The organism is Nocardia sp. NPDC005998 (assembly GCF_040614395.1).
In the GTDB taxonomy this organism is placed as follows: Bacteria; Actinomycetota; Actinomycetes; order Mycobacteriales; family Mycobacteriaceae; genus Nocardia.
The window spans coordinates 78,203-101,154 of sequence record NZ_JBEXUI010000029.1 but is presented as its reverse complement, the minus strand read 5'-3'; the positions used below and the strand labels follow the sequence as shown (position 1 = coordinate 101,154).

Sequence of the window (22,952 nt, the reverse complement as noted above, 5' to 3'; positions counted from 1 at the left end):
ATCCCAGAGATCCGGGGCGTTTCGTCGAGGTCCGCGCAGGTCCGGTCGGCGTTAGGGCGCGAGATCGATGGTCAGCGTCGCCAGTTGCAGCGCCACGGCGCAGGGGTCTGGTGTCGTGGTGTGCGCATGGTTTTGTACCCGCCAGACGATGGTGCCGTTATCAGCGGCGGCGACCGCGCAATCGCCGGGGTCGTTCGGATTGCGAATGTAGAAGCCGGTCGCGGTGACCGTGGTGCCGAAGATCTGTCTGGTGATGGTCAGATGTTCGTTCTGGAAGCCGTCGTTCTCGGCCCGCTGCCACGTCTGTTGCAGGGATTCGCGGTCGGTGTAGGTGAAGGTCAGGTCGGATTCGTCGTCGCCGCGCTGCGCCTGCCAGACGCAGACCGGCGGACGATGGTGTGCGGTGAGGGTATCGGCCTGTGCGGTACGGCTGATCTGCTCATCGGTCAGCGGCGTGCAGTTGGCCAGGGAGTTGGCGGCCGGGGCGGCGGTCGGACCCGCATCCGGCGTGCCATGGGCGGAACAGCCGGTCAGCAGTCCGGCGACCGCGAGAACGGCCAGTCCGATGCCGCGCGTGCGGAATGCGGCCACGTCCGCTCCCTTCTCGAATCCAGCCGGGCGAGTATGTGCCAAGGCTACCGGCGCTCGCTTGGGCGGGCAGTCCGGTGGGACCGCACCCCTCTCTGATCATCGACAGGCGTCGACCTTGGACCGGAAAATCATTCGGCACGATACGGCCGCGCTGGAATACTCACGGATCCGAACCGACAGGAGGGAACGCGCGTGGGTGATTCCGGAGTGCTGCCATTGCTGGGCCAGGCTGCTGCCGTGGTATCGGCGGCGATCGGGCGCGTCCGCCCCGAGGTGGCTGGCGCGGATCCGGTGGCGCGACGCTCCGAACGCGCGGACTTCCAGTCGAATGCGGCGCTCGCGGTGGCCAAGCGGGTCGGGATGCGGCCCGCCGAATTCGCCGCGGAGTTGGCCGGGGCATTGGCCGATCCGGGCGGCGGGCTGTTCATGGCAATGGTTTCGGGGACCGGATTCCTCAACATCACGGTGGCAGATCATGTGGTCTGGCAACAGGTTTCGGCACGACTGGGCGATGATCGGCTCGGCGTAGCGGCAGCCGAGGCCGGACGCCGTACCGTGGTCGACTACTCGGCGCCGAATATCGCCAAGGAGATGCATGTCGGCCATCTGCGGACGACGATCATCGGCGACAGCATCGCCAGGGTGCTCGACTTCCTCGGCGGCACGGTAATTCGGCAGAATCACCTGGGGGACTGGGGAACTCAGTTCGGCATGCTCATCCAGTACTTGGACGAGCACCCAGATCTGAGGTGGCGCCACGATGAGCTGAACGGCGATGTCTCGGCGGTATCGGCGCTGGACGGTTTGTACAAGGCGGCTCGCGGGGAATTCGACGGCGATCCGGCATTCGCGGACCGCGCCAGGGCCCGGGTGGTGGCGCTGCAGTCCGGCGATCCGGCCACCTCGCAGCGGTGGCGGGAGATCGTCGCCGAATCGGAGCGTGCGTTCGGTGATATCTACGACCGGCTCGGTGTACTACTCACCCCCGACGACTATGTCGGGGAGTCGTTCTACAACCCACTGCTGGCCGACACCATCGCCGAGTTGGTCGACAAGGGTATCGCCGTCGACAGCGACGGCGCACTCGTGGTGTTCTCCGAGGCGGTGACCGGCCCCGATGACCAGCCGGTCCCGCTGATGGTGCGCAAGCGTGACGGGGGATATGGCTATGACACAACGGATTTGGCGACCATTCGCTACCGTGTGCACACCCTGCGCGCTGAGCGGTTGCTCTATGTCACCGATTCCCGTCAGGCCCTGCACTTCCGGCTCGTCTTCGAGGCCGCACGGCGGGCCGGTTGGTTGACCGATGAGATCGATGCCGAACATATCGCCTACGGTACGGTGCTCGGCCCGGACGGACGGCCGTTCAAGACCCGCGCGGGTGGCACCGTACGGTTGGCCGATCTGCTGGACGAGGCCGTCGCCAAGGCCAGAGCCGTTGTCGCCGAACGGAACCCGGACCTGCCCGCCGCCGAACTCGACGCAATCGCCGAACCCACCGGCATCGGCGCGGTCAAATACGCCGACCTGTCCACCTCCCGGGTCAAGGATTACACCTTCGACCTGGACCGCATGGTCGCGTTGCAGGGCAATACCAGCGTCTACCTCCAATACGCGCATGCGAGAATCCGGTCCATTCTGCGCAAGGCCGAAGACCGCACGTCACGCATCGATGTGAGCGTCGCGCTCGAACCCGCCGAGCGGGCATTGGCACTGGAACTCGACGCCTACGGCACGGTCGTCGCCGAGGTGTCCGCGACCCTGGAACCGCATCGACTGTGCGGCTATCTCTACGACCTCGCCCGCGACTTCACCGGCTTCTACGAGAGCTGCCCGGTGCTCACCGCGGCCGACCCCGTCCGTGGAAACCGCCTCGCACTCTGCGAATTGACCGCAAAAACGCTCGCGCACGGACTCGGCCTCTTGGGCATCGCGGCCCCTGAGCGCATGTGAACCACACCTGCACGGTGCAGACGCGAGTGCGGACGATCAGCTTGGCGCAGCTGCCAAGGATGGGGCGCTCGATTGGCCCGAGCGTGCCTGGACCGGGTCCGCTCGATCGGTCTGGGCGCGCCGTCATGGATTGGGTCCGCTTGATCGGTCTGGGTGTGCCGCCACGGACGGGGTCCACTTGATCGGTCTCGGCGCGCCGCGATGGATGGGGTCCGCTTGATCGGTCCGTGCGCGCCGTCATGGATGGGGTCCGCTCGATCGGCTTGGGTGCGCCGTCATGGACAGCCGCGTTTGATCGGCTTGGGCGGGCTGCGATGGGGACGGGTCCGCTCGATCGGCCGTCGCGCCGACGTGACGCGACGGCTGTCCGAGGTCAGGTGCAGAGTTCGCGCACGCGCGGCACTACCTCCGCGACCCACCGGCGCAACTGGGTCTCATCCGGTGACTCCGGCCAGTACACGAAGGTGTCGAATCCGGTATCGGTGGCGAGATCGGCCAGGATGCGTGACCATCCGGCCGCATCGGTGCGAATCGGCTCCTCGCCGCGCAATGTCACCGAGCCGGGCGCCTCGGTGATATCGCCGACCAGTTGCGCCATCCGCATGATGTCGCCGGGATCGCGTCCGGCATCGAGGGCGCTGGCCGAGATGATCTGTTGCGCGCCTTGCCATTTCTCGTAGGGCAGGTAGTGCGGGATCGGCGCCGCCCAGCCGTCGGCGATCCGCCCGGTCAGCGCATTGGCCTTCGGTCCGACACTGCCGAACCAGATGCCGATCGGATGCACCGGCGCCGGACCGGATTGCACACCGTGCACGGCGTAATGCGCACCCGCCACCGTGGCCTTCGCGCCCGGCACCCACATGGTCCGAATGATCTCGGTGGCCTCGGCCAGCGCCTGCAGCGCTTCGGGATTCGTCCGCGAAGGACCACCCATCGCGCTGATGGCGGGCCAGAAGGCCCCGGCGCCCAGGGCCAGTTCGAACCGTCCGCCGCTCAGCAGATCGAGTGTCGCCGCCTGTTTGCCGAGTAGCGCCGGACCGCGCAGCGGCAGGCTGGCCACATCGGGAAAGACCCGGAGCCGCTCGGTCTCGGCGAGGACGGTCGCGATGACCGCGAAGGTATCGGCGAGCCCACCGGCGTACGGGTGGTCCTGAATCCCGAGCAGATCCAGCCCCTCCCGATCGGCGAGTCGGGCGAGTGCGCGAAGACGCGGGAGTTCGTCGGCGGTCGGCGCCAGCTGAATTCCGAAACGAAGGTTCACAGATCGCATGATGCCAGCACGTCAGCGCGCATCCGGACGCGGCGGCCCGCTGCGCAGTTGGTGGTGGCGGAATGCGAGTCGCACGATATCGGCGATATCGGGATCGGTAATGGTGTAGATGCTGCGTCGACCGAGCTTTCGGACGTGAACCAGACCAGCGAGTTTGAGTTTGCTCAGATGCTGGCTGACCGCGGGCACGGTTTGGCCGATTTCGGCGGCGAGGGTGCCGACATCGCGTTCACTCTGGCTGAGCAGCCACAGGATCTGGAGGCGGGCGGTGGCGGCAAGCATGCCGAAAACCGCTGCCGCGTTTTGTAATCGGTCGGCCGGGATAGGTCCCGGCGGCTCGCCACGCTGAGTCACGTCTGCCTCCACCTGTTGCAAGAGTTGCACGATTGCGCATACTTGCGCAACTGATTGACGGACCGCCGCGGCGGGTTTCTAATGATTGATGGCGCAATTCGTGCGCCGGGATCAACCAACGAAGCGGGGTGCCCCGCCAATGGCGTTCGCCGGTGCATCGTGGCGAGCGCGGCCACTGCACGAACGGACGTATTGGAGCCCGCCATGGCGACGCTGTTCAACAAGGTCGAATCTCCGTACCGCACACCGAATCTCGAGCGACAGGCGATCTGGTTCACCATCGGTCTATATCTGTTCATCAGTGCCGGACTGCTGACGATGCACTATGCGCATCCGCAGCAGCCGGTCGGATCGTCGTCGGTGTCGCCAGCGCATACGTCGTTCGGGCAGTAGCCGATGACGACGACTACCGCCGCTCCGAGCGACCGCTTCGATACCGAAATCCTTCAGCAGCATTGGATTCCGCTCTCGGTGACCGATTCCGACACTGCCGCGGTGCTCCACAACCGTTTGGGCGTGGATTTCGCCACCGCGCGGAATCGGGTCTTCGAGACCGACAAGTTCATCTATCTGCCCGTCGTCCTCAGCTATAAACGCGGCGACACCATCGAACGTGACACCATCGTCTTCGCACTGGGCAGCGATTTCCTGATCACCCTGCAACCGGACGAGCATTTCACCCCGTTCGACAAGGCCGTCGCGAAAATGCGCCGCAATCCGAACCTCACCGGATCGCCGCACGGCGTCATGTACGCGCTGCTCTGGGCGATGAACGAGGCATCGGAACGGGTCATCCACTACGCCAGCGACGCGCTGGAGGCGATGAACGAAGATATCGAGATGGCCACCAACGGCTATGACCACCGTGGCCGCGAAATCGGCGTCGCGGATATGCGCGGCACCATGTCGCGGATGAATGCGGCAGAGGAGATCGTCTCGCGGGTGCAGGAGACCCAACTGCAATTGGCCCGCGCGGCCAGACATCTGATGGCCGATACACCCACGGGCGATCTGGAGGGCCTGATCGCCATCCTGATCGCCGATATCGATGGCGTGAAGCAGCACGCGGGTTTCGAACACGATAAGGTTCGCTATCTGCAACAGTCGGTGATGACCTGGCTCGACGTGAAACAGAACCAGATCGTGAAGGTCTTCACCATCATTACCGCCGTCTTCCTACCGCCGACGCTGATCGCGACCTTCTACGGCATGAACTTCACCTGGATGCCGGAATTGGAGTGGGAGCACGGCTTTCTCGCGACCACACTGATGACCCTGGTGGCGGCGGTGATTCCGCTGGTCTATATCAAACGCAAGGGCTGGTTGCGTTGAGGCGGTGACGGCGGAGCGGAACTGGCTCGGATTCCCTTGCATCCGAGCCGGTTTCGGGTCGGTGATACACGGATCGCTGGGGTGTCCATCGAGCTGTGCGCGCGGAATCGCTCCGGCCAAGCGGAGTTGATGGAATAATCCTCGGCGACTGTCACAAGACACTGTCGGGAGAGCATGGGGACTAGACGAGCACTGCTGCAAGCGGGTTTGGTGCTGCCGTTGGCCGCCTGTGCTCCCCAGTTGCTGTGGGGTGATTCGAGCCTGGTCCGGATCGGAGTGTCCTGGAGCGGGACGGAATTGTCTGCGTTCCGAACGATTTTGGCGCGTTTGCCGTTCGCCGGGTCGGTGGAGGTGATCCCGCTGGGCGACGAAATCGGCACCGCATTCACGGCGGGCGGGAAGTCGGCGCCGGATATCGTCATGCTGCCGCAGGCGGGACAGGTCCGCACCCTCGTCGAAGACGATAAACTGCGCCCGGTCGCCGAGGGGTTCTGGACCGATGAGAACGGGGCACGCTACTCAGAACCGTGGCGGCAGCTGTTGTACCACGGAGGAAAACCGTACGGTGTGCCGTTCAAGGCCGCTGATAAATCGCTGGTCTGGTACGACCGGCAGGCGATCGACCGCTATCGTCTCGGCGATCCGGCCAATTGGACGATCCCGGACTGGATCGACCGGATGGAGGTGCTCGCGAACACGCCGATCCGGCTGCTCGCCCTCGCCGCTGGCGACGGTTGGGTATTGACCGACGTCTTCGAGAATGTGCTGCGCGCCGAATCGCCGCGCACCTACGACGAATTGGCGGGAGCGGGCAAGGATCGAACCTGGGATCGTCCCGCCGTGCGCGCCGCCTTCGGATACCTTGCCCGGCTGTGGGGGCAGCGCCACACCTTCGCAGGCGGTGTCGCGGTGGCCCTGACCAGACAATTCCCGGATGCCATCCGGGATGTGTTCGAACGCGGTCGCGCCACCATGGTGATCGCCCCGGATTTCGCCGAACCCATTGTGCGCGACAGCCTTCGGGCCACCGGACGGCGTTCCGAAGACGTTGTCGGCATCGCACAGTTCCCGTCGGTCGGTCTGGGCGGCGAGCGCCCGAGGATCGTCGGTGGCGATGTCCTGGTCGTGACCAAACACGCCGACCAGCGGGCCGACGAGGTGGTGGCGGCGCTGGCCGCACCCGAGGCGCCGCTGCCGTGGATCGAGGGTGTCGGCGGCTTCATCGCGCCGAATCTGCGGACCTCCGTGCGATATTCGGCATTGCTCGAACCGATCGCGCGATCGCAGACCTCGTGGAGCGCGTTCGACCTGTCCGACCAGCTCGGGGCCGTTGGCGGCCGAAATGGCCTGTGGCGCATCCTGACCAGCTTCCTCACCGCGATCGGCGACGGTGCGAACGAGCATCCAGATGCCGCGATCGATGCCGCGATCACTGCGCTCGACGCCGCCGAGCGGAGCCATCGATGACGGGTGTCTCCGACTTCCGGGCCAATGGTCTGCGCCTGGAACTGGCCACCCGGCGGATGCGCGGGCCGCTCGTCCCCGGTGGCCGCCCACGCCGCTGGTTCGGCTGGGCGGGTCTGCTCGCGGTCGGGCTGATCGTGGTGCTGCTGGTGGCTCCCGCGCTGTGGACCGTCGCGATCGCGGTGCCGGCCCGCCCGCGAATCGTGTTCTCCTGCACCGTCATTGCCGTCGCCGCCGTGGCGTTCACACTGGTATCCCGGCATCGCCGCCGCGGTGGCCTCCGACTGGCGCTGCGGTCGGCTTTCGCGCTGACCGCCGCGCTCGGGCTGTGGTCGCTCGGCGCCGCGCTGACCACGGACGGAGCCTGGGCATATGCGCGCACCCTGCTGTGGGTTGTCTACGGCTTGATGCTCCTGTTCGCCGCGCTGGTGATCGCGTGGTGGTCGCGGAACTCGCGCGCGCTGTGGGTGCCGCTGATCGTCCCCTTCGGCATCTCGGCATTCGTCTCGGGTGTCGCGTTCCGGCTGATCTTCGAATATCTCGCCGACCGGTTCGGCATGCAGAGCGTCGGCGGGTACCGGATGTGGTACGCGGTAATGCTCGGCTCGGCCTTCCTGTGGACCTGGCTCGGCTTCCTCACCGGACTGCTCCGCGCCGATATCCGAGCCATCGAGGCCGACCCGGTGCGCTCGGGCCATCTGCACGGACAGGGGCGGCGATTCCCGTTGCTGCGCCTACTGGAGTTGGTGCGTCCGGTATTGCTGATCCTCGGTCTGGTGGTGGGGGTGGCGGCGGCCCGCGTGTTCGATGTGGTGCTGATCGGGGTGCCGGGGTCGATGCAGTATCAGCTCGATAGCGCGACCGTGCAGTGGTGGCGGCTGGTCACGGACTCCGATCTCGGCGCGGGTGTGGCGGCTGCCTACGCCCTGCCGCTGGCGGTGCTGGTGGGGTTTGTGGCCTGGCTGCTGCAGACCGGCGTGCGCAGATATCGCACCGGATGGACGTCCGCCACGGTGGTGTCCGGGGCGGTGGGCAGGCCCCGGATCGGCCTCGTCCGCGCGACGGGTATCGCGCTGGTGTCGGTGTTCGCATCGATTCCGATCCTGGTGCTGATCGTCGTATGTTTCGACGGCCCTTCCGGATTCGACCTCGCCGCGCTCACGGGCATGTGGCACGACCAGACATTCCGTCATGCCTGGCAGACGACATTCCTGGTGGCCGGGCTGGCCACCGTAGTCGTGGTGGCCGCGGCGCTGCCCGTGGCACATCGACTGGCCGCGGTCGGCCCGGATCGAGCGATGGCACGGATCGCGGTGGTGGCGCTGGTCGTGCTGTCGGTGCTGCCCGCGCAGGGCTATCTCGGTTCGCTCGACGCGTTCATCGACGCATTCGGCCTGTCCGGCACCAGAATTCCGTTGATCTTCGTGCACGCCGCCGCCGGATTGCCGGTCGCGATCTTGATTCTGCGCGGTGCCATGCTGGCTCCGCTGGACGGTCCGGCCGATGATGTGCTGCACGGGCTGGCCAGTCCGGGCACCATCATTCGGCGATTGCTGGACGCCGCGGGTCCGGCCGTGGTCGCGGTTGCGGTGCTGGAATTCATCCAGGTGTGGAACGACTTCTTCATCGGGCTGATGATGAACGGCGCGGGTGCGAGCCCGTGGTCGCTGCTGCTCTGGGGCGAGGCACGGCAATTCAACGAGAATGCCGCACAGCTCGCGGCGGGCTCCCTGCTGTCGGCCGTGCTGCCGGTGCTGCTGTTGCTCTCGACATGGCGGCGCTGGCTGGTGCCCGGACTGACGGGCGGAACGCTGCGATGACCCAGCCACGCGGGCACGAATCGCCACAGCAGACCACACCACGGTCGACTATCTGGGAGGGCGTGCTCGGCACCGCCGAGGTGGTGGCCTGGGCCGTGGTGCTGGAGCTGGCCCGGAATATCGTGGTGAATTCGCTCGGTGACAACGATGCCGTCAAGGTGGTCAGTGGACTGCTGCGTGGACTGACTGTTGTCGGAGTGCTGGCAGTAGGTGCCTACGTCGCCTATCGGCGCATCGAGAAATTTCGCGAAAGAGTGCGCACCGAACGGGAACTCGCCCTGATCGCGGAACTGATCGAACCGGGTGAGCCGGTCCGGTTCGTCGGTGCTACCAGCTGCCCCGATGAACCGGAAGAGCTCACCGAACTGGACCACGATCCGATCCTGGCGGCACTGCGGGACCTGCCGGTCCACGAATTCGAGACGGCCGCACTACTGGCCGTGCTGTCGGCGATTCTCGACGCGCCGACTCGGTTGCCGTCGGATTCGGCCGCGGAGCGACGCACCGCGGCATTGCTGCTCGAGGATCTCGAGGTGCGCGGGATCGTGACATATCTCGGGGCCGATCGGTACTGCCTGCGCAAGAAGCCCCGACTGCCCGCGACGGCGGAGGTCGTCGCCGGGCCACGCTGGCAGGCCGCCTTGCCCGCGCTGCTGCACCACTATGCCGACCGCGCGAGCCGGTGGGCGATCGCCCTGGAAACGGTCCGTTTCGCCAGGGGTGCCCGCCGCTGGTTCGAAGCGCAGGAACCGTATCTGCGCACGTTGTTTCCAGCGCCGACGGTGCCGGTGCCGAGGGCCGCGGTGCACGAGCTCGCGCGGATCGCCGACGCCCTGGACGTGTGGTATGCCCGAAAGGGCCTGCCGGAGAATGCGTCCGGTGTGGCCGAGGCCCTGTGCCGCCTGACCGAATCGGACGAGTTCCCGCTGTCTCGCGATCTGGCCCTGCTGCGCGCCGGGCGCCTGCGCGTGCGGCCGCCGAAGTATCGGCCGCGTGGCCTGTCGACGAGTCTGTCCGCGCGCTGGGCGCATTACAGCGCACTGCATTCGCTCGACACCGCGCCACCGAGCCCGATCGTGCTGAGCGAGGCGGAGAATCAGCTGGAGGTCGCCTGGTGGCTGCTGCCCCGCACGGATGTGCCAGCGGAGGTCTGCGCCCTGATCAATCTGGCGGTCGTCCATCTGCATCAGGGCCGCTTGGATGCCGCCCAGGGCCACCTGGAACTGGCCGAATCCCTCACCCGCGGCGGCCGCGATCCCGCGGGGCGCGCGCATACCCGCGAAACGCTCGGAATCGTCTGGTGGACACGCGGTGAACCCCGGCGCGCGCTGCGGCACTGGCAGCGCGCCCTCACCGCCTATCGTGACCTCGACGACGATCTCGGCACCGGCCGCTGCCTGCAGCATCTCGGTTCCGCCGCGATCGTCGCCCCGGAACACGGCGCCCTCCTGCTCGGCACCGACCCGCCCCTGACCCGAGCAGAGGTCCTGCGCCAGGCCGGTGGCTGGCTGGCCGCGTCGCGCAGACTTCACCCGGGCGCACTGCACGCCGAACACTATGCCCAGCAAGCCGGTTCGACCCTGCACACGGTGGATCGCTGGCCCCTGCCCGCCCCTGATCCATCCTGAACCGGCGCGATGCGCACAGCTGTGACGGCTGTCTCGGTGATGGGTGCCGGACCCGTGATGTGACCAGCAGCAGACCCACGCCGGATCGGTACCGAAACACCGCCCGACGGATTACGGTGCGCCCATGACGACTGCCGACACAGCCGCCCGCCATCTGCGGCCGCGGGCCTGGATCGCCCCGATCGCCGTGGTCACCCTGCTCATGTCGCTACTGGCCACCATGTACCTCGCATACGTGGTCAATCCGACCAAGAATCTGCACGATTTCCGCGTCGCACTGGTCAACCAGGACGACGGCGATACCCTCGGCGGCAAGCCGACCAACGTCGGAAATCAGATCACCGAGGCGCTCGTCGCTGGCATACCCGCCGACAAGATCGACCTGCAGGTCGTCGGATTCGCCGAGGCACAGCGGCAACTGCGCCAGGGCCGGGCCTATGGCGCGATCGTCATCCCCAGTGACTTCACCAAGCGGCTGGCCATTCTCGGCGCGGCGGGGGTGGTACCCGGCAAGGTCGAACAGCCGATCATCACGGTGCACACGAATCCGCGCGCGGGCAGTTTCGCCACCGGGGTGATGCAGCGCATCGCCGAACAAGCGCTGAGTCGCGTGGATGAGACCGTCGGCAGACAACTCACCGATACCGTGCAGGCCCAACTGCGCCCAGCCGGCGGCGGTGCGGCGCCCGAACTGGCCGGAGCCAGCCAATTGATGCTGGCCCACCCGATCCAGGTGGTGGTCGCACCGTATCGGCCGCTGCCCGACGGCACCGGACAGGGCCTGTCCGCGTTCTTCTATACGATCATGGTGCTGCTCGCCGGATTCACCGGCGCGATGATCATCCATTCGATGACCGATTCCGCGCTCGGATTCGCACCGACCGAATACGGCCCGTGGTACGTGCACTATCCGCCCGCACCGATCTCCCGGTTTCGGACCCTGCTGCTGAAGTGGGCGATCCTGATCGTCACCGCGCCCATCGTCTCCGGAATATTTCTCGGCGTCGCAGCGGCGTTGGATGTGCCGCTGGATCATCCGCTCGCGCTGTTCCTCTATTGCGTGCTCGCGATCATCGCGGTCGGGCTGACCGCGCTATCGGTGCTCGCCGCACTCGGCACCGCGGGTCTGCTGGTCAATCTCATCCTGTTCATCGTGCTCGGTTTGCCCTCCTCGGGCGGCAGCGTGCCGATCGAAGCGACGCCGAGCTATTTCGCGTGGCTGGCCACCTTCGAACCGATGCACCAGGTCTATCTCGGTGTGCGCGCCATCCTGTACTTCAATGCGAATGGTGACGCCGGGCTCGCGCGCGGCAGCTGGATGGCGGTGCTCGGTGTGGGTATCGGCCTGGTGCTCGGCGCCGTGGTGACTCTGTACTACGACCGAAAGGGTTTGCAACGCAAGCCCGCCGAGCAGGCAGCTGCGTCGGAGTGAGCGTTCGGGGCATCGGAGTGAGCGCTCGGGCCATTGGAACGCTCACCTCCGGTGCCTAACGTTGTGCTCATGACCTTGGAAATCGGCGTTATCCTCCCGACCTCGACACCCGATCCCGCGCAGCCGATCCTCGGCGATGTGCGGGCCAGCGCCCGGCTCGCCGAACAGCTCGGACTCGAATCGGTCTGGTCCACAGACCATCTCGTGGCGAGTGCGCCGATGTTGGACAGCACCGTGACGCTCGCGACGGCGGCGGCCGTCACCGACCGGATCCGGATCGGCTACAACGTCATGCTGCTCGCGCTGCGCCCGGTGGCCTGGGCGGCCAAGCAGATCAGCACGCTGCAGTACGTATCGGGGAACCGGTTGCTGCTCGGCATCGGCACCGGGAATCCGGCGCACGGCGATATCGGTTGGCGCGCGGCCGGTATGGCCTTCGAGGATCGTGGCCGCCGCACCGATGAGGCGCTGCGCGTGCTGCCCGATCTCGTCACGGGGTCGAGTGCCGCGGTCAACGGTGTGGATGTGACCTTGTCGCCCGGATCGGCAATGCCGCCGATCCTGGTGGCGGGCAACGGCACTCGGGCACGGCGTCGGGCAGCCGAGTACGCCGGGGGTTGGATCACTCTACAGCCCGGCCTCGCACAGCTGGCGACCGAGATCGACGAATTGCATGCGCTTGCAGCACAATTCGATCGTCCGGTGCCCGCGGTCACCGTCGTCGCGCCAGTGTTGCCCGAAGATCACGCCGCCGCCGTCGAACTGCTCGCGGCGCACCGGGATGTGGGAGTCGAACGTGTCATCCTCGCCCCGACCAGCCCGCAATGGCAGCGCGATTATGAGAATGCCGCGAAACTCCGTGCGGCACTGTAGCTGCACTACTCGGGCAGCCGCTGCTTCAGCGCGTCGGTGATCATGGCCCGGGCGGCTTCGCCATAACGCGCCTGCCGGTGCAGCGCCGCCCAGGTCTTCTCGTAATACGCGAGTTCCCGCGGCTGGGTGATGGTCAGACCCGCCGAAATCGTCTCCACCTCGGCGACGCGTTTGTCGAGCAGCACGAAACACGTTGTGGTGTAGAGGAAATCCGCCGTCCGGGGAATGATGCCGAGTCCGAGCCGCGGCAGCGGCATCACATCGATCAGCCGCTCGAGCTGACCGGTCATCACATCGTCGTCGCCGACGGTGGTGTAGAGCGCCTGTTCGGCCAGCAGGATGCAGATGCGATGGGTGCCGCGGTGCAGAATCCGCTGGCGCGCAACGCGTGCCGCCACCGCACGGTCGATATCGTCGATGCCGCCGACGAAGTCGATGCAGCGCTGCAGGACCGCCCTGGCATATGGTTCGGTCTGCAACAGCCCGGGGACGACCGCGTTCTCATAGTTGCGGATCGTGCTGGCGCGCGCTTCCAATTCGATGCGACGGCGCTGCTGCTGGGCATGTCCGGTCGCGGCGATGCGCCGCCACTCCTGCCAGAGCGCCTCGATATTCGCCAGTGCCGCACGCAGATCGGGCAGCAGCAGTTCGGCACCGCACAATCGGCACCATTCGGCCAGGTCGTTATCGCTCGGCGTCTGCTTGCCGTGCTCGATGCGCGACACCTTCGCCGAATGCCAGCCCGCATCGGCGGCCAGCTGCACACCGGTCAGATGTGCGGCTTTGCGCAGTTCACGTAATCGCGCCCCGAAGGCTTGCCGGGACTGTTCGACACCGGTCATCCACTCCGCCCGCCGGGCATATAGTCGTGGTGTGGAATTGCTTTGTTCCACAGCGTATCTCGTACTGTCGTGCATCGTGCGACCAAGACGGGGTCGGTGGTTACCGCGGCACCCGCCAGATCGCCGGACTTGGTAAAGATCGTAAAGGCGACCGTCTCGTCGAGTAGCCACCACTCGTCGTCGGTGTACTCCGAAGGATCCGCGAGATGCCTTGGCAGCCAGCGAATATCCTCGCCGTAGTGCTGGTTTCGGTCGGTAAGTGCGTGTAGGAATCGAACATAGTCGGTGAGCGGTTCCGAGACCACCCGAACGCGCCGGATCGGCACGCCGCGTCCCGAGACCTCGCTGGTCAGCTCCTCCCAGGCCCGCCACGATGGCGGATAGGCCTGCTCTTCGAAGGGCGGTAGCCCGGCCAGTACCCGGCGCATCGGTTCGGTCTCGTCGGCGACCTGGGAGTGATCATCGGACACCTCTAGATGGAAAGCGTCGCTTCGGGTCTCACGAATGAGATCGTTGGTTTCCTCGATGGTGAAGTAGAGCATTGCATTACCATTCCCATGGGCTCTGTCCGACCGGGACCGCGATTGCGGTTTCGTGATCGGGAATCCGCATGTGCGCCAAGGCATCCGGATCGGTTACCGGTTGCCCGGCGAGAGTGAAGGATCCGTGCCCGGAGTCGTGCAGTGGAACGCCGATATAAGTGCCGGGTTGTAGCCAACCCAGCAACATATGGGGTATTTCAACGTGGTTGGCGTGATGGGCCACCCGGTAGCCCTGGACTAGATACAGATGTCGATCCTCATCGATCCACAGCCGCGGTGAGCCGGTGTTGTTGGTGGGTCCGCCGAGCAGTTGTATACGCATCAGAGTGGCCTCGTCTCGCGTGGAGAATTGCGCTGGCTATGACCAATCGTCGCCGGTCAGCGCGATGAGGGTCAACAGATTCCGCAAATCCCCGCAAAACTATGGTGTCGCGGGAGCCCGGTTTCCTACCGTTTCAGCTAGGTGCTGGCAGACAGGGTGTGCAAGATGAGCGGGTCCGAGCCATGGGAGGGTATCGCGGGATTGGGAGGCGAAACGGGGGCATTTGGCAATGGGGTGGCGACGAAACCTTGGGCGATCGGGTTCGTGCGGTGGGACATTTCCGGATCCATGGTGGACCACGACGTGCGGGGCATCCGCAACTGTGCGGCCCGGCTCGGCTACGACCTGGTCCCGATGACGGTTGGTCCGCAGGGTGATCCGGTCGCGCGGTTGCTGGCGGCGATAACGCGCTGTGGTGCGCATGCGGTGCTCGTGCCGAACTGCGAGCACATCTGGGCGTCAAGGCGTGCGGTCACCGAGGTCTGCGACCTAATCGTGGTCTGCGGAGACACGGTGTGGGAGCGCGGCCATCAGTGGCCGCGCTGGTTCGCCAGGTGATTCTTACCTCGCGCGTAATCGACTCCGCGATCGGTGGCGGGCAAGGTTGGGGTATCCGCTTCGGAACTTCGACGGATGAACGAAATACCTTTCAGCAGAGGATGATTCACTATGTCGAACTATGAGGACGCGGTCGGCCGGTACTTCACCGCGTGGAATGCCACCGACGATGACGTGCGCGCGCGGGCGGTGGCCGCGGCCTGGCACGAGTACGGCTTCTACACCGATCCGCTGGCCGATGTCGCCGGGCACGAGCAGTTGAGCGCCGCCATCGGGGGAGTGCATCAGCAGTTCCCCGGCTTCGAGTTCCGTCAGCTCGGCCCGGTGGACGGGCACCACGATACTGCCCGCTTCTCGTGGGAGCTGGTATCGGTGGCCGACGGGAGCGCGCCGGTCGCCGGGACCGATGTGATCACCTTGGCCGAAGACGGCCGTATCCTCGGTGTGCACGGCTTTCTGGATCGGGTGCCAGGGGCGTGAACACCACGACGCCATGACCGCCGCTGCACGAGCGCTTCGCGTGGCACGACTCCGGCCCCGTCGCGCCCCGATGCTCGCACCGAACGTTGGCGCGAGCATTGGGAGCGGGTGTCCGGGGATTTCGTCGATGCCGCCCTGTGCCTACGCATCTCGCCTTCGAGGCGAACAGAATCCCTATTGGTCGAAGGCGATGTGCACGCGGGGGATGCCAGGCTCGGTCGAAGCACACGTCAACTGCATCAAGATGATCAAGCGTCAGATGTTCGGGTGCGCAAAACCGTACCTTCTCGAGAAGCGAATCCTGTTGGGCGACTGCGCAATACGACGTACCGCGCCGCTAACCCCGCGCCGTGTGAGGCCGATCTGTCGAATACCTGAGCAAGTCGAGCGTTTCCTCATGTACGTGGCCGTTGGTGAATACGGCGGCACCAGTGGAGATGCTGCGTCCTCCTCGCAGGTCACTGAACCGTCCGCCTGCTTCCTCTACGATCGGCACGGCTGCGGCGATGTCCCAGGGACCGGCCGTCAAGTGAACAAAGACGTCGACCTGTCCAGCGGCAACGAGCATGGCGCCGCCGCCTGATCACGAAAATGTGCCTGATTGATCCTTATCCGGTCATGATTTCGCTGTGCCTATCTGACCCGTCCAGCAATTCGCCGTCGGCGCCGAAGAGTTCGCGCTGCCATTCGCGCAACAGCGGTTCGGTATCGAGGTCGTCCGGGTGCAAGCCCGGCCGGAGATATTCGTGGACCTCGGCGGCAAGTCCCTGCACCAGCGGACCGCGCAGCAGTACATAGCCCAGTTGGACCAGCTTGTCGTTGAGCATGCGGTGCTCGCTGTCCGTGCATAGCCTCCTAGCCGATAAAGCCCGTCACCCGCTTCTTCGGCACTGGATCGGTGATCTGGCCCGAAACCCGGCGGACCGATCTGATGAACGACGCCTAGCGGGGCGGGCGCCGAGAGTCCGGCGATGAAATGGCTGAAGACCATGTCGCTGTCCGCGAAGTACTTGGACATGGGCTCCGGCTCGCCGAAGCGGAAGGTGAGTCGTCTGGCCTTGGGATATCCGAGGTTCGTGCGGCCCTTTGCCTGCACGGTCTACTCCGTCCTGCGCACCTCATTGGGCTCGGTACCGTAGGTATGCGGTACTACAAGTACGGTACCGTCTCAGACGGTTGGGCAAGACTGTCGTGCGGATTGATACGAAGGCGCTGTTTTCGAACGCGTCGGCAGCGTTCTTCGGCGGCGGATGAATCCGGTTGCGCCTGTGGCGAACACGGTGCACGGGCGGTGGCGGCGGGGCATGCTGGAAAGGGCGCCCTCGAATCGAGTGCGCGCCCGATGAGCAGGATGGTGGTCAGCGTGGACGACGAGTCGGTCCCGTTGTCGGGCCAGGGCGACGCCGCACGACAACACAATCTCGACGAGTCCGCAATGGACGCGTATTCGCGCACCGTCATCGCGGTGGCGGCGTCGGTCACTCCGCATGTGGCGAGCGTGCGGACCCGGCGGGGGAGTGGATCCGCGGTGGTGTTCACCGATGACGGATTTCTATTGACCAATGCGCATGTGGTCGGCTCGGCGGGCAGCGGTGATGTCGTGTTCGCCGACGGTGTGGAATCACGCATCGATATCGTCGGCGTCGACCCACTATCGGATCTCGCGGTGCTGCGGGCACGCGGCGGCGCTCCGGGCGCGGTTGTCCTCGGCGACGCGGACAAGCTCGTGGTCGGGCAGTTGGTGGTCGCGGTCGGGAGTCCGCTGGGGTTGGCGGGCTCGGTGACCGCGGGCGTGGTGAGCGCGCTGGGCCGCGCGGTTCCGGTCGCCTCCCGACGCGCCGGACGGGTGATCGAGGATGTGATCCAAACCGACGCCGCGCTGAACCCCGGCAATTCCGGTGGTGCGCTTGCGGATTCGGCGGGTCGAGTGGTCGGCGTCAATACCGCGGTCGCCGGAGTCGGTCTGGGTCTTGCGATTCCGATCAATGCCACCACCCGGCGCATCATCAGCACGTTGCTCCAGGACGGCCGGGTCCGCCGCGCCTATCTCGGCCTCGTCGGCGTCCCCGCCCCGCTTCCCGCGTCCGTGGCGGACCGCACCGGCCAGCCCGCCGGTGTCCGTATCGTCGAGGTGGTTCGCGGCGGCCCCGCCGACCACGCGGGCCTGCGCCGCGGCGATCTCGTTCTCAGCCTGGCCCGTTCCGAAGTGGCCGATGCCCAGGGGATCCAACGCCAGCTCTTCGGCGACGCCATCGGCGTCTCCATGCCAGTGACCGTCCTGCGCAACGGCGCGATGGTGGACGTATTCGCGATTCCCATCGAACTAACCGTCGACTAGCGCATCGCTGGCGCTCAGGCGAGGGGAGCGCGGTGAGGAGCAGGTGTCGGATGTGGTGTGTCGCGCGCGGGTATTCGATCAGTCGGTGCTCGACGCCGGTGCCGCGGTGGTGGGTTCCTGAGCTGGCTGATGGGTTTGCGACCAGCGCGCATCGACTATCAGCCCGATGATGCCGATGGCGATCAGCGCTCCGGAGACCACCAGCATCCCCGGATGGGTACCGCCGGTGAGGGCGTCACCGAGGATAACGGTGCCGATGGTGCCGGGGAGGATGCCGATGACGGTGGCGATCATGTAGGGCCAGAACCGGATCGAGGAAAGCCCGCAGCTGTAGTTGATGACCGAGAACGGGGCGAAGGCGATCAGGCGCAGCGAGCCGACGGCGAGCCAGCCGCGGCGTTCGAGGCGCTCATCGATGGAGCGCACCGCCGGGTGGGTCAGGTGGGCGGCGACGCGGTCGCGGTCGAGGGCGCGAACGAGCAGGATGGCCAGTGCGGCACTGACGGTCGTCGCGGCGGCGGCCAGGACGATGCCGAGCGCCGGGCCGAACAGGACGCCCGCGCTCACCGTGAGCACCGTTCGCGGTACCGGCGCCACCGTGACCAGCGCGTGGACCACGAAGAACAGCAGCGGGAAGATGGGACCGACCGAGGTGGCCCAGTCCTGCATCTGCTGTGGCGTCGGCAGCGGGGCCAGCATCGCCGCGATGAACAGCGCCGCGCCGCCGACGAGCAGAGCGACGACGCGTGGGTCACGGATCAGCCTTGTCACCCGCGAAAGGTTACCGGTTGGTAGTGGCGGCCACGGTCAACCGGCTGCCGCGCTGCCGCTAGCATCAAAAGAAACGGGACGAATGCTCGTTAACTGATGTGCTCGCTGAGCTGGGCGAATGCAACGGTTTCGGGCGCACGCAAGGCGTGCGTCGAGGAGAAGAGGAACAGCAGCTATGCCGATTGCTTCAGAGCCGGTGGCCGGAGCGGAGCCCGCGGAACGACCGGATGTTCCCGACTATGCCGCATGGCGCAAGGGTGTGGCCGGGGTGCTGGCGAAGGCCAGCCGGGTCGGGGTCGCCGAACTTCCCGAGGAGCCCGAGAAGCTGCTCGAGGAAAAGACCTATGACGGGCTGACCATCGCCCCGCTGTACACCCGCCGGGACGAGCGGGCCGAACTGCCGCTGCCGGGCGAATATCCATTCGTGCGTGGCCGCGACGCCACCCGAGACGTGCATCGCGGCTGGTATGTGAGCGCTTTGGTCAATGCGCGAGATGGCGCCACAGCGAATCGGGAGATCCTCGCGGGTCTGGAGAACGGGATCAGCGCACTGTGGCTTGCCGTCGGCGAGCGGGGTGTTCCGGTCGCCGAACTGCCCGCGGCGCTGTCGGGGCTGCTTTTCGAACTGGCGCCGCTGACCCTCGATGCCGGTACCGTGGCTTCCGACGCGGCCCAACAGGTTTTCGCGGTGCTCGACGGCTACCAGGTGGCCGACCGGTCCAGTATCCAGGTGGCACTCGGTGCGGCCCCGCTGACCAGTCGCTTCGCCGGAACCGCCGATGTCGAGCTGGCCGAGGCGATCGGCTTGGCCGGTGCCGCGGTGGCGCGGTCGGAAACCGTGCGCGCTATCACCGTGGACGGCACCGTCTTTCACAATGCCGGTGCCTCGGACGCACAGGAACTCGGTGCCGCGGTGGCCGCGGGTCTGGCCTATCTCCGCGCGCTCACCGCCGAACACGATATTGCGGATGCCTTCGACCAGTTGGCATTCCGCTTCGCCGCGACCGACGACCAGTTCGCCACCATCGCGAAATTCCGTGCCGCCCGCCAACTCTGGGCCCGTGTCGCGCATGTGTGTGGTGCGCCCACCTTCGGTGACGCACCCCAGCACGCGGTGACCTCCGCGGCCATGATGACTCAGCGCGACCCCTGGGTGAATATGCTGCGCACCACCCTCGCCGCATTCGGCGCCGGCGTCGGCGGCGCGGATACGGTGACCGTGCTGCCCTTCGATTCGGCATTGCCGCCGGGCGAACTCGGTGTCTCGAAGTCGTTTGCGGACCGCATGGCGCGCAATACCCAGCTGCTGTTGCTCGAGGAGTCGCATCTCGGACATGTGCAGGATCCGGGTGCTGGCTCCTGGTACGTGGAGGATCTCACCGCCGCGCTCGCCGCCAAGGCATGGGAGTTCATGCAGGAGATCGAGGCGGCGGGTGGATATGCGCCCGCACTGGATTCCGGCCTGCTCGCCGAGTGCATCGCCGCCACCCGGTCGGCCCGGGATGCCGATGTGGCACACCGCAAGACGGCGGTCACCGGCGTGAACGAATTCCCCAATCTGGCCGAGGTACCGCTGTCGGAAGCCGCGCGGGCGACCGGGCAGGTGGCCCGCTACGGCGCAGCCTTCGAGGCGCTGCGCAACCGCTCGGATGCCTACCTGGCGGCCAAGGGTGCGCGCCCGCGTGCGCTGCTGGTGCCGCTCGGCACGGTGGCCGAGCACAACGTGCGGGTGACGTTCATCGCGAACCTGCTGGCCTCCGGCGGTATCGAAGCGGTGCATCCGGGCCCGTTGGAGGTGGCCGGAATCGGTACGGCCGCAACGGAATCCGGTGCCACGATCGCGGTACTGTGTGGTTCGGACAAGCGCTATGGCGAACAGGCGGGTGCAGCCGTCGAACAGTTGCGCGCCGCCGGAATCGAGACGGTACTGCTGGCCGGTGCGGAAAAGGCCGTTGCCGAGCTGAGCGGTGCACAGCGCCCGGACGGCTATCTCGCGGCCCGCATCGATGCGGTCGCCGCACTGTCCGACCTGCTGGAGAAGGTGGGAGCCTGATGACACTGAGTCATATCGACAACCCAGGGCACATCGACGAACCCGGTGGTATCGAACATCGGATCGGCAGTTTCGCCGAGGTGCCGCTGTCCGAGCGTCCGGCCGAACCCGCCGAGGTGGACGCCGCGCAGGTCGACGCGTACGTGCGCGCCGCCGCCGAGGCGAACAACTACACGCCTGAACAGCTGGTGTGGTCGACGCCCGAGGGCATCGACGTGCCACCGGTTTTCACCAAGGCCGATCGCGATGCTATTGCCACCGAGGGGTATCCGCTCGACAGCGTGCCCGGTATCGCCCCGTTCGTGCGTGGTCCGTACCCGACCATGTACGTCAACCAGCCGTGGACCATTCGCCAGTACGCGGGCTTCTCCACCGCCGCGGACTCGAATGCCTTCTACCGTCGCAACTTGCAGGCGGGCCAGAAGGGTCTTTCGGTCGCCTTCGATCTGGCGACGCACCGCGGCTACGACTCCGATCACCCGCGCGTACAGGGTGATGTCGGCATGGCCGGTGTCGCCATCGATTCCATTCTCGATATGCGTCAGCTCTTCGACCACATCCCGCTGGACCAGGTGAGTGTGTCGATGACCATGAACGGCGCGGTGCTGCCGATTCTCGCGCTCTATGTCGTCGCGGCCGAGGAGCAGGGCGTCGCGCCGGAACAGCTGGCCGGAACCATTCAGAACGACATTCTGAAGGAGTTCATGGTCCGCAATACCTACATCTATCCGCCCAAGCCCTCGATGCGGATCATCTCCGATATCTTCGCCTACACCAGCGCGAAGATGCCGAAGTTCAATTCGATCTCCATCTCCGGCTACCACATTCAAGAGGCCGGAGCTACGGCCGATCTCGAGCTGGCCTACACCCTCGCCGACGGCGTCGAGTACATCCGTGCGGGTATCGACGCTGGTATGGAGGTCGACAAGTTCGCGCCGCGGCTGTCGTTCTTCTGGGCCATCGGCATGAACTTCTTCATGGAGGTCGCCAAACTCCGTGCGGGACGGCTGCTCTGGAGCGAACTGGTCGCGAAGTTCGAACCGAAGAGTGCGAAATCGCTATCGCTGCGCACCCATTCGCAGACCTCCGGGTGGTCGCTGACCGCGCAGGACGCCTACAACAATGTGGCGCGCACCTGCATCGAGGCCATGGCCGCGACCCAGGGCCATACCCAGTCGCTGCACACCAACGCCCTCGATGAGGCGCTGGCCCTGCCCACGGACTTCTCCGCGCGCATCGCGCGCAATACCCAGCTGCTGATCCAGCAGGAGTCCAACACCACGCGGCCGATCGATCCCTGGGGCGGTTCGTATTACGTCGAATGGCTCACCCACCAGCTGGCCAACCGGGCCCGCGCGCACATCGCCGAGGTGGAGGCGCACGGCGGTATGGCGCAGGCGATCGGCGAGGGCATCCCGAAGCTGCGCATCGAGGAGGCCGCCGCGCGCACCCAGGCGCGCATCGATACCGGCCAGCAGCCGGTGATCGGCGTGAACAAGTACCAGGTCGAAGAGGATCAGCAGGTCGAGGTCCTCAAGGTCGAGAATTCGCGGGTGCGGGCCGAGCAGATCGAGAAGCTGAATCGGCTTCGGGCCGAGCGCGATGCGGGTGAGGTCGAGCGGGCGCTGGCCGAATTGACCCGTGCGGCAGCCTCCTCGGAGGGTGGCATGGAGAACAACCTGCTGGCGTTGGCCATCAATGCCGCTCGGGCCAAGGCCACCGTCGGCGAGATCTCCGACGCGCTGGAGCAGGTGTACGGCCGCCATCAGGCCGAGATCCGTACCCTCTCCGGTGTGTACCGCGACGAGGCCGGGAAGGTGACCAATATCAGCAAGGCGATCGAACTCGTCGAGGAGTTCGCCGATGCGGAAGGCCGTCGACCGCGCATCCTGGTCGCGAAGATGGGCCAGGACGGGCACGACCGAGGACAGAAGGTGATCGCGACGGCCTTCGCCGACCTCGGCTTCGATGTCGATGTGGGCCCGCTGTTCCAGACCCCGGAAGAGGTGGCGCAGCAGGCGGCCGATAACGACGTGCACGTCGTCGGTGTGTCCTCGCTGGCGGCTGGCCACCTCACGCTGGTGCCCGCCTTGCGGCAGGCACTGGCCGATGTCGGGCGTCCCGACATCATGGTCATCGTCGGCGGTGTCGTCCCGCCCGGTGATTTCGAAGAGCTGTACGCGGCGGGTGCGGCGGCGATCTTCCCGCCCGGCACCGTGATCGCGGACGCCGCGATCGATCTGCTGAAGAAGTTGGCGGGCGAACTCGGTCACGAGATCGGCGGCGGCAGCGGCAAATGATTGCAGCATCGCGTAGCGATTCGATG

General features: G+C 66.3%; 22 protein-coding genes and 1 pseudogene. 14 read left to right on the top strand and 9 right to left on the bottom strand.

What is annotated here, in order from left to right; genetic code table 11:
• Positions 1-51: 51 nt before the first annotated feature.
• Positions 52-591 (bottom strand): DUF3558 family protein, encoded by a 540-nt coding sequence (locus ABZ293_RS30370; protein WP_355186198.1) that lies wholly within the window; start codon positions 589-591, stop codon positions 52-54.
• Between the two features lie 192 nt (positions 592-783).
• On the opposite strand from ABZ293_RS30370, the gene argS reads away from it, so the two are divergent.
• Positions 784-2,547: an arginine--tRNA ligase gene (gene argS / locus ABZ293_RS30365; RefSeq protein ID WP_355186196.1), complete on the top strand. Its 1,764-nt coding sequence runs from the start codon at positions 784-786 to the stop codon at positions 2,545-2,547.
• Between the two features lie 373 nt (positions 2,548-2,920).
• On the opposite strand, the gene ABZ293_RS30360 is transcribed toward argS, so the two are convergent.
• Together ABZ293_RS30360 and ABZ293_RS30355 are read right to left on the bottom strand one after the other, a co-directional pair.
• Positions 2,921-3,808 carry an LLM class flavin-dependent oxidoreductase gene (locus tag ABZ293_RS30360; protein ID WP_355186194.1) on the bottom strand — a complete coding sequence of 296 codons (888 nt, stop codon included), beginning with the start codon at positions 3,806-3,808 and terminating at the stop codon, positions 2,921-2,923.
• 21 nt (positions 3,809-3,829) lie between these two features.
• On the bottom strand, positions 3,830-4,171 hold the full coding sequence (locus tag ABZ293_RS30355; RefSeq protein ID WP_355186192.1) for a metalloregulator ArsR/SmtB family transcription factor: 342 nt from the start codon (positions 4,169-4,171) through the stop codon (positions 3,830-3,832).
• Between the two features lie 204 nt (positions 4,172-4,375).
• Here ABZ293_RS30355 and ABZ293_RS30350 point away from each other — a divergent pair, with 204 nt between their 5' ends.
• The 7 genes from ABZ293_RS30350 to ABZ293_RS30320 all read left to right on the top strand — a co-directional run bounded on the left by ABZ293_RS30350 (position 4,376) and on the right by ABZ293_RS30320 (position 12,720).
• Positions 4,376-4,564 carry a hypothetical protein gene (locus ABZ293_RS30350; RefSeq protein ID WP_355186190.1) on the top strand — a complete coding sequence of 63 codons (189 nt, stop codon included), beginning with the start codon at positions 4,376-4,378 and terminating at the stop codon, positions 4,562-4,564.
• A gap of 3 nt (positions 4,565-4,567) precedes the next feature.
• A complete protein-coding gene (locus ABZ293_RS30345; protein ID WP_355186188.1) occupies positions 4,568-5,503 on the top strand; it encodes a CorA family divalent cation transporter in 936 nt (311 codons plus the stop codon).
• Positions 5,504-5,677: 174 nt separating this feature from the next.
• Positions 5,678-6,970, top strand: a complete 1,293-nt coding sequence (locus tag ABZ293_RS30340; RefSeq protein ID WP_355186186.1) for an ABC transporter substrate-binding protein — start codon at positions 5,678-5,680, stop codon at positions 6,968-6,970.
• Positions 6,967-8,787, top strand: a complete 1,821-nt coding sequence (locus ABZ293_RS30335; protein WP_355186184.1) for a hypothetical protein — start codon at positions 6,967-6,969, stop codon at positions 8,785-8,787. The genes ABZ293_RS30340 and ABZ293_RS30335 overlap by 4 nt, the downstream gene beginning before the upstream one ends.
• A complete protein-coding gene (locus tag ABZ293_RS30330; protein ID WP_355186182.1) occupies positions 8,784-10,415 on the top strand; it encodes a tetratricopeptide repeat protein in 1,632 nt (543 codons plus the stop codon). Before ABZ293_RS30335 ends, ABZ293_RS30330 begins: the two co-directional genes overlap by 4 nt.
• 124 nt (positions 10,416-10,539) lie before the next feature.
• Positions 10,540-11,847 carry a DUF3533 domain-containing protein gene (locus tag ABZ293_RS30325; RefSeq protein ID WP_355186180.1) on the top strand — a complete coding sequence of 436 codons (1,308 nt, stop codon included), beginning with the start codon at positions 10,540-10,542 and terminating at the stop codon, positions 11,845-11,847.
• 69 nt (positions 11,848-11,916) lie between these two features.
• Positions 11,917-12,720: an LLM class flavin-dependent oxidoreductase gene (locus tag ABZ293_RS30320; protein ID WP_355186178.1), complete on the top strand. Its 804-nt coding sequence runs from the start codon at positions 11,917-11,919 to the stop codon at positions 12,718-12,720.
• Positions 12,721-12,725: 5 nt separating this feature from the next.
• Here the strand turns inward: ABZ293_RS30320 and ABZ293_RS30315 are convergent, their stop codons facing one another.
• The 3 genes from ABZ293_RS30315 to ABZ293_RS30305 are packed head-to-tail and all read right to left on the bottom strand — an operon-like array spanning position 12,726 to position 14,426.
• Positions 12,726-13,562, bottom strand: a complete 837-nt coding sequence (locus ABZ293_RS30315; RefSeq protein WP_355186176.1) for a helix-turn-helix transcriptional regulator — start codon at positions 13,560-13,562, stop codon at positions 12,726-12,728.
• Positions 13,559-14,104 carry a DUF6879 family protein gene (locus tag ABZ293_RS30310; RefSeq protein ID WP_354957273.1) on the bottom strand — a complete coding sequence of 182 codons (546 nt, stop codon included), beginning with the start codon at positions 14,102-14,104 and terminating at the stop codon, positions 13,559-13,561. The genes ABZ293_RS30315 and ABZ293_RS30310 overlap by 4 nt, the downstream gene beginning before the upstream one ends.
• A 4-nt stretch (positions 14,105-14,108) precedes the next feature.
• Positions 14,109-14,426, bottom strand: a complete 318-nt coding sequence (locus ABZ293_RS30305; RefSeq protein WP_354957274.1) for a hypothetical protein — start codon at positions 14,424-14,426, stop codon at positions 14,109-14,111.
• Between the two features lie 165 nt (positions 14,427-14,591).
• Between ABZ293_RS30305 and ABZ293_RS30300 the strand changes: the two genes are divergently transcribed.
• Complete coding sequence (locus ABZ293_RS30300) at positions 14,592-14,984, top strand: hypothetical protein (RefSeq protein WP_355186174.1); 393 nt, start codon at positions 14,592-14,594, stop codon at positions 14,982-14,984.
• 111 nt (positions 14,985-15,095) lie between these two features.
• Positions 15,096-15,464, top strand: coding sequence for a nuclear transport factor 2 family protein (locus ABZ293_RS30295; RefSeq protein ID WP_355186172.1), 369 nt, complete (start codon positions 15,096-15,098; stop codon positions 15,462-15,464).
• Positions 15,465-15,801: 337 nt separating this feature from the next.
• Here the strand turns inward: ABZ293_RS30295 and ABZ293_RS30290 are convergent, their stop codons facing one another.
• On the bottom strand, positions 15,802-16,032 hold the full coding sequence (locus ABZ293_RS30290; RefSeq protein ID WP_355186170.1) for an inositol monophosphatase family protein: 231 nt from the start codon (positions 16,030-16,032) through the stop codon (positions 15,802-15,804).
• A gap of 40 nt (positions 16,033-16,072) precedes the next feature.
• Positions 16,073-16,482, bottom strand: a pseudogene (locus tag ABZ293_RS30285) (metal-dependent hydrolase).
• Here ABZ293_RS30285 and ABZ293_RS30280 point away from each other — a divergent pair.
• On the top strand, positions 16,436-16,603 hold the full coding sequence (locus ABZ293_RS30280) for a hypothetical protein (RefSeq protein ID WP_355186222.1): 168 nt from the start codon (positions 16,436-16,438) through the stop codon (positions 16,601-16,603). The pseudogene ABZ293_RS30285 and the gene ABZ293_RS30280 sit on opposite strands and share 47 nt — an antisense overlap.
• A 296-nt stretch (positions 16,604-16,899) precedes the next feature.
• Positions 16,900-17,802 (top strand): trypsin-like peptidase domain-containing protein, encoded by a 903-nt coding sequence (locus ABZ293_RS30275; protein WP_355186218.1) that lies wholly within the window; start codon positions 16,900-16,902, stop codon positions 17,800-17,802.
• Between the two features lie 78 nt (positions 17,803-17,880).
• Here ABZ293_RS30275 and ABZ293_RS30270 read toward each other — a convergent pair whose 3' ends face one another.
• The gene (locus tag ABZ293_RS30270; protein WP_355186168.1) at positions 17,881-18,573 is read right to left on the bottom strand and encodes a TVP38/TMEM64 family protein; all 693 of its coding nucleotides are present in this window, start codon (positions 18,571-18,573) and stop codon (positions 17,881-17,883) included.
• A gap of 175 nt (positions 18,574-18,748) precedes the next feature.
• Between ABZ293_RS30270 and ABZ293_RS30265 the strand changes: the two genes are divergently transcribed.
• Positions 18,749-20,626, top strand: a complete 1,878-nt coding sequence (locus tag ABZ293_RS30265) for a methylmalonyl-CoA mutase family protein (protein WP_355186166.1) — start codon at positions 18,749-18,751, stop codon at positions 20,624-20,626.
• Positions 20,626-22,926 carry a methylmalonyl-CoA mutase gene (gene scpA, locus ABZ293_RS30260; RefSeq protein WP_355186164.1) on the top strand — a complete coding sequence of 767 codons (2,301 nt, stop codon included), beginning with the start codon at positions 20,626-20,628 and terminating at the stop codon, positions 22,924-22,926. The genes ABZ293_RS30265 and scpA overlap by 1 nt, the downstream gene beginning before the upstream one ends.
• Positions 22,927-22,952 lie beyond the last annotated feature (26 nt).